At 51.8% G+C, this 6,358-nt stretch carries 4 protein-coding genes, 1 rRNA gene and 1 pseudogene; 5 read left to right on the top strand and 1 reads right to left on the bottom strand.

Features of this window, described 5'->3' with window-relative positions; all coding sequences use genetic code 11:
- Window positions 1-451: 451 nt before the first annotated feature.
- The 5 genes and pseudogenes from lpxP to OMR58_RS25750 all read left to right on the top strand — a co-directional run bounded on the left by lpxP (window position 452) and on the right by OMR58_RS25750 (window position 5,866).
- On the top strand, window positions 452-1,372 hold the full coding sequence (gene lpxP / locus OMR58_RS25770) for a kdo(2)-lipid IV(A) palmitoleoyltransferase (protein WP_105592874.1): 921 nt from the start codon (window positions 452-454) through the stop codon (window positions 1,370-1,372).
- A 335-nt stretch (window positions 1,373-1,707) separates the two neighbouring features.
- Window positions 1,708-2,733: an amino acid ABC transporter substrate-binding protein gene (locus OMR58_RS25765; RefSeq protein WP_105592873.1), complete on the top strand. Its 1,026-nt coding sequence runs from the start codon at window positions 1,708-1,710 to the stop codon at window positions 2,731-2,733.
- A gap of 67 nt (window positions 2,734-2,800) precedes the next feature.
- Window positions 2,801-3,979, top strand: coding sequence for an amino acid ABC transporter permease (locus OMR58_RS25760; RefSeq protein WP_105592872.1), 1,179 nt, complete (start codon window positions 2,801-2,803; stop codon window positions 3,977-3,979).
- Between the two features lie 14 nt (window positions 3,980-3,993).
- Window positions 3,994-5,094 carry an amino acid ABC transporter permease gene (locus OMR58_RS25755; RefSeq protein WP_105592871.1) on the top strand — a complete coding sequence of 367 codons (1,101 nt, stop codon included), beginning with the start codon at window positions 3,994-3,996 and terminating at the stop codon, window positions 5,092-5,094.
- 10 nt (window positions 5,095-5,104) lie between these two features.
- Window positions 5,105-5,866 (top strand): annotated as a pseudogene (locus OMR58_RS25750) (amino acid ABC transporter ATP-binding protein).
- 417 nt (window positions 5,867-6,283) lie between these two features.
- Here OMR58_RS25750 and rrf read toward each other — a convergent pair.
- Window positions 6,284-6,358 (bottom strand): 5S ribosomal RNA (gene rrf, locus OMR58_RS26120); the annotation flags it as partial.

Raw genomic sequence — 6,358 nt, 5'->3', positions numbered from 1 at the left:
GAAATACAAAACGCCCGATGAGGTTCATCGGGCGTTTTACAGGCAGAACGTTGTCAACCTAAATCAGGACTAGTCACCTGATAAATTGCTTAAACGCTCCGTTAGGCAGAAGAAATTGAGTCAATCTGATAGTGCATTTTATGTCGATAATTCAATGACTCTGACTTGACGGTTTTCGCTCTTGAAAATCTTCTCAGATTATTCGGCTTACCCCCTTCCTGGATGGCCTGTAACCTGTGTACACTCAGCGCCAATGGAAATGCCTTCGCAGGCCCGCCGCCCTCACCTTTCTGACCGCAGTGCGTAACGCCCCACGAATGTAAAGTTTTTGCCGGTAGCGGAACCCGGTTAAACCATCGTCCTGATCGGGTGTCTGAGTTACTGTACCGCAGCTAAGCCGTTTCATTCATGCAATACAGATTCACCATCCCTTAACGCTATACGAGTAATTATGAAGCATTCACCTAAGTTCCAGAGGGGCTATCTGCACCCGCGTTACTGGCTTACCTGGTTTGGCGTCAGCGTACTGTTTTTGCTGGTACAGCTGCCCTATCCGTTATTACACCGACTTGGCAGCTGGATGGGGCGCACTTCAATGCGCTTTATGAAGCGCCGCGTCTCGATTGCCCGCCGTAACCTGGAACTCTGTTTCCCGGATATGGATCGGGAGCAGTTGGAGCACCGCATCGTCGGAAACTTTGAATCCCTTGGGATGGGGTTGATTGAAACTGGAATGGCATGGTTTTGGTCAGATCGTCGCGTTAAGCGCTGGTTCAATGTTAATGGCCTGCATAATCTTCAGGCCGCGCAGAGCGAGGGCCGTGGCGCCTTAGTGATTGGCGTGCACTTCATGTCGCTTGAGCTGGGTGGCCGGGCGATGGGCCTCTGCCAGCCGATGATGGCCATGTACCGCCCGCACAATAACAAGCTGATGGAATGGGTTCAGACCAAAGGACGTATGCGCTCTAACAAGGCGATGATCAACCGCCGTGATTTACGTGGCATGGTCCAGGCCCTAAAACAGGGTGAAGCCGTTTGGTTTGCTCCAGACCAGGATTACGGTCCGAAAGGCAGCGTGTTCGCGCCGCTGTTCGCCGTCCCCCAGGCCGCCACCACCAGCGGTACATGGATGCTGGCCCGTATGGCAAAACCGGCGATGGTGACCGTCGTGCTGATCCGCAAAGAGGATGGCAGCGGCTATGAACTGGTCATTCAGCCAGAACTGAAAGATTATCCGATCGATGACGAGCAGCAGGCAGCAGCCTATATGAACCGCGTGATTGAGCGCGAGATCATGCGCGCGCCAAACCAGTATATGTGGCTGCATCGCCGCTTTAAAACTCGCCCGGCAGGGGCGACTTCTCTCTACTAATAGCCCTCTCTGAATTCTGAAAGCCAGCGTATCCTCGCTGGCTTTTATCTATTTCCCTACAAAACCCTTACAAAATTGTTACCTTTCTCACAGCGTTTCCATATAGTGAAACTGTTTGCACCATCTGTGACCAAGCCATCTATTTTTGCCCCGCCCCAGTGCGCGATATTAATAAAACTTTCAATTCCCTTCTGATTATTAGTAAAGCTTTCCAAGGAATTCAGCGCAATGCAAACCTGGCACCGTGTTTGCAAAGCAGTGAATAGCCAGACAGGCAAGCGCACCAAAGCGTGCGTTAAAACATAACAATATGATCCCGCCACACAGGATGCTTTATGAAAAAAATGATGCTCTCCACGTTGATTGCCGCTGCAACACTGTTTGCCGTTGCCAATCAGGCCCACGCGGGTACCACTCTGGATGCCATTAAAAAGAAAGGCTTCATTCAATGTGGTATCAGTGATGGTTTGCCGGGCTTCTCCTATGCGGATGCCAGCGGCAAGTTTACCGGTATTGATGTGGATGTATGTCGTGCTGCAGCCGCAGCGGTGTTTGGTGATGCGGAAAAAGTGAAATATACCCCGCTGACTGCGAAAGAGCGTTTTACCGCACTGCAATCCGGTGAGGTTGATATTCTGTCGCGTAATACCACCTGGACCTCTGCGCGCGACGGTGGTATGGGCTTTATTTTCGCCGGCGTTAACTATTACGACGGCATCGGCTTCCTGACCCACCAGAAAGCAGGCCTGAAAAGCGCAAAAGAGCTGGATGGCGCAACGGTTTGTATTCAGGCCGGTACCGATACCGAGCTGAACGTGGCGGATTACTTTAAAGCGAACAAAATGCAGTACACGCCGGTCACCTTTGACCGTTCAGACGAATCCGCTAAGGCGCTGGATACCGGCCGCTGCGATACACTGGCCTCCGACCAGTCCCAGCTGTATGCCCTGCGTATCAAGCTGGGCAAGCCTGATGAATTTATCGTTCTTCCGGAAGTCATCTCGAAAGAGCCTCTGGGACCAGTGGTACGCCGCGGCGATGATGACTGGTTCACGATTGTGAAATGGTCACTGTTCGCCATGCTGAATGCCGAAGAGATGGGTATCACCTCTAAAAATGTTGACCAGATGGCTGCGAAGCCTACGACGCCTGATATGGCTCACCTGCTGGGTGCCGAAGGTGATTTTGGTAAAGATCTGAAACTCGACAACAAATGGGCTTACAACATCGTTAAGCAGGTCGGTAACTATCAGGAAGTCTTTGACCGTAACGTCGGTAAAGACAGCCAGCTGAAAATTGCCCGTGGTCAGAATGCGCTATGGAACAATGGCGGCATTCAGTACGCACCGCCAGTACGTTAATTCCTCCGAATACCGGGCACCGCTCCAGCGGTGCCCACATCAGAATTTTCGTTACTGAGGTTTCAACATGTCTCAACGCCCAACCGTAAAAAGGGATTTTTCATTCAGTAATCCTGCGGTTCGCGCATGGTTTTATCAGATCGCTGCGATCGCCGCGGTACTTATCGTTGCTGGCTACCTGATCCATAACACCATCATCAACCTTGCAAGCCGGGGAATTACCTCCGGTTTTGGCTTCCTGGAACGCAGTGCAGGCTTTGGTATTGTTCAGCATCTGATTGATTACAGTGAAGGCGATACCTATGCTCGCGTTTTTCTGGTCGGCCTGACCAATACGCTGCTGGTTTCCGCACTCTGTATTGTGTTTGCCTCGTTTCTCGGCTTCTTTATTGGACTGGCGCGGTTATCTGACAACTGGCTGTTGCGTAAAATCTCTAATATCTATATTGAGACGTTCCGCAATATACCGCCGCTGTTACAGATTTTCTTCTGGTACTTTGCCGTATTACGTAATTTACCCGGCCCTCGCCAGGCACTTAGCGCCTTCGACCTCGCGTTTGTCAGCAATCGCGGACTGTACATTCCCTGGCCTGAGTATGCGCCGGGAACCTGGCCGTTCCTGATCGCGATTTTGCTGGCTGCCGTGGTCACCGTCGCTCTCTTCCGCTACAACAGAATGCATCAGCTGAAGACCGGCCAACTGCGCCGTACCTGGCCTGCCGCTATCGCTATGCTGATCCTGTTTCCGCTTGTGACATCGCTGTTTGCAGGCCGTCCAATGCACTGGGATGTCCCTGAGCTGCGCGGCTTCAACTTCCGCGGTGGTTTTGTGCTGATACCGGAACTGGCGGCGTTAACGCTGGCACTGTCAATTTACACCTCTTCCTTTATCGCAGAAGTTATCCGCTCGGGTATTCAGTCGGTACCCCATGGACAGCACGAAGCTGCACGTTCGCTGGGCCTGCCAAACCCGGTCACACTGCGTCAGGTAATTATTCCGCAGGCCATGCGGGTCATCGTTCCGCCGTTGACCAGTCAGTACCTCAATATCGTGAAGAACTCTTCTCTGGCTGCGGCGATTGGCTACCCGGATATGGTGTCGCTGTTTGCCGGAACGGTACTGAATCAGACAGGCCAGGCCATCGAAACGATCGCCATTACGATGGGGGTTTACCTCATTATCAGCCTGTCGATATCGCTGCTCATGAATATTTATAACCGCAAGATCGCCCTCATTGAGCGCTAAGAGAACGGATAATTATGACTGTTGCCACTCATGAAACGTCGCCCGCTGCTCACAACGCGCTTGCGCGTGCGGTGACCTGGGCCAGGAAGAATCTGTTTTCCAGCTGGAGTAATTCGCTGCTGACTCTGTTTTGTCTGTGGGTGATGTGGTCGGTTATCCCACCGGCCCTGAACTGGCTGGTCTTCCAGGCTAACTGGTTTGGCACCACCCGGGCAGACTGTACTAAGGAAGGGGCGTGTTGGATATTTATCCATGCGCGCTTCGGCCAGTTTATGTATGGCCTGTATCCGCATGAACTGCGCTGGCGCATCAATCTGGCCCTGATTATCGGGCTGATATCGATCGTGCCTATGTTCGTCAGCAGATTACCGCGCAGAGGCCGCTATATTGCCGCCTGGGCAATTGCCTATCCGATAGTCGTCTGGCTGCTGATGTATGGTGGCTATTTCGGCCTGGATCGGGTTGAAACTCGCCAGTGGGGAGGATTGACGCTGACGTTGATTATTGCGTCAGTGGGGATTGCCGGGGCGCTACCGCTGGGGGTCCTGCTGGCATTGGGTCGTCGCTCAACCATGCCGGTTGTCCGTACGCTGTGCATCCTGTTTATTGAGTTCTGGCGGGGAGTTCCTCTCATCACCGTGCTGTTTATGTCCTCAGTTATGTTGCCGCTGTTTATGGCGGAAGGCAGCACCATTGATAAGCTTATCCGTGCCCTGGTTGGGGTGATCCTGTTTCAGTCGGCCTATGTGGCGGAAGTGGTTCGCGGTGGCCTGCAGGCGCTGCCAAAGGGTCAGTACGAAGCCGCAGAATCGCTGGGGCTGGGATACTGGAAAACGCAGGGGCTGGTTATCCTGCCTCAGGCGTTGAAACTGGTGATTCCGGGGCTGGTAAATACCATTATTGCCCTGTTCAAAGATACCAGTCTGGTGATCATCATCGGATTATTCGATCTGTTTAGTAGCGTGCAGCAGGCGACCGTCGACCCCACCTGGTTGGGTATGTCGACCGAAGGGTACGTTTTTGCTGCACTGGTCTACTGGATTTTCTGTTTTAGCATGTCGCGCTACAGCCAGCATCTGGAAAAGCGCTTTCACACCGGGCGTACGCCGCACTGAGGTTAATTAAATGACTCAAATTATTACCCCTTCTGACGATGCGATGATGATTACGCTCGAAAATGTTAATAAATGGTACGGGCAGTTCCACGTGCTGAAGAATATTAATCTGGCAGTCAAACCACGCGAGCGAATCGTTCTGTGCGGTCCTTCGGGATCCGGTAAATCCACCACGATCCGCTGTATCAACCATCTGGAGGAACATCAGCAGGGGCGTATTGTGGTTGATGGAACTCTGCTTAACGACGATCTCCGCAATATTGAGCGTGTTCGGACTGAAGTTGGCATGGTTTTCTAGCATTTTAATTTATTCCCTCATCTTAGCGTGCTGCAGAACTGCACGCTTGCACCGATCTGGGTTCGTAAAACACCGAAGAAAGAGGCGGAAGAGCTGGCCATGCATTATCTGGAACGTGTTCGTATTGCTGAACATGCGCATAAATTTCCCGGTCAGCTGTCGGGTGGTCAGCAGCAACGCGTAGCGATTGCGCGATCACTGTGTATGAAGCCGAAGATCATGCTGTTTGATGAACCAACTTCCGCACTGGACCCAGAAATGGTGAAAGAGGTGCTGGACACGATGATTGGTCTGGCTGAAGACGGGATGACAATGCTGTGTGTTACCCATGAAATGGGCTTTGCTCGCACCGTTGCGGATCGGGTGATCTTTATGGATCGCGGTGAGATCGTCGAACAGGCACCGCCACAAGAGTTTTTCTCTAATCCTAAATCTGAGAGAACCCGTGCATTCCTTTCACAGGTAATCCACTGATTTTATTATTTTAGTCTATTTTAGGGCCGTTCTAAATTAGCACGTATAACGCCATGATGACTTAAGGGATAGTTTCAATAGCCTTTTAAGAAATAGAATCATCGCCATAATAAAAGGGCCACCCGGTTGGGTGGTCCTTTTATTATATTGGGTATGCAGTAAGAGCGGCTGCTTCAGCAGACTCAGGTCATCACAATTCAGATTCAACAGTTCAATTTTTGCTTTCGCAGAGGGCTTCGTCTCTATTTGATGGCCCGGTAGTTGTATGCCGCGCTCCCTGCCCGGCCCCCAGGCAGAACTTCGCGCTGTGCAAATTCGTTCCCGACGAAATTGTCCTACTTTGAAAAGCGCTCACCGACAAATAACAAATAAAGCAAAAGGCCCAGTCTTTCGACTGGGCCTTTTGCTTTATTTGATGCCTGGCAGTTCCCTACTCTCGCATGGGGAGACCCCACACTACCATCGGCGCTACGGCGTTTCACTTCTGAGTTC

Origin of the sequence: Erwinia sp. INIA01, from assembly GCF_025947915.1 — a bacterium.
Lineage (GTDB): Bacteria > Pseudomonadota > Gammaproteobacteria > Enterobacterales > Enterobacteriaceae > Erwinia > Erwinia coffeiphila.
This window is presented reverse-complemented; position numbering and strand designations above follow the sequence as displayed.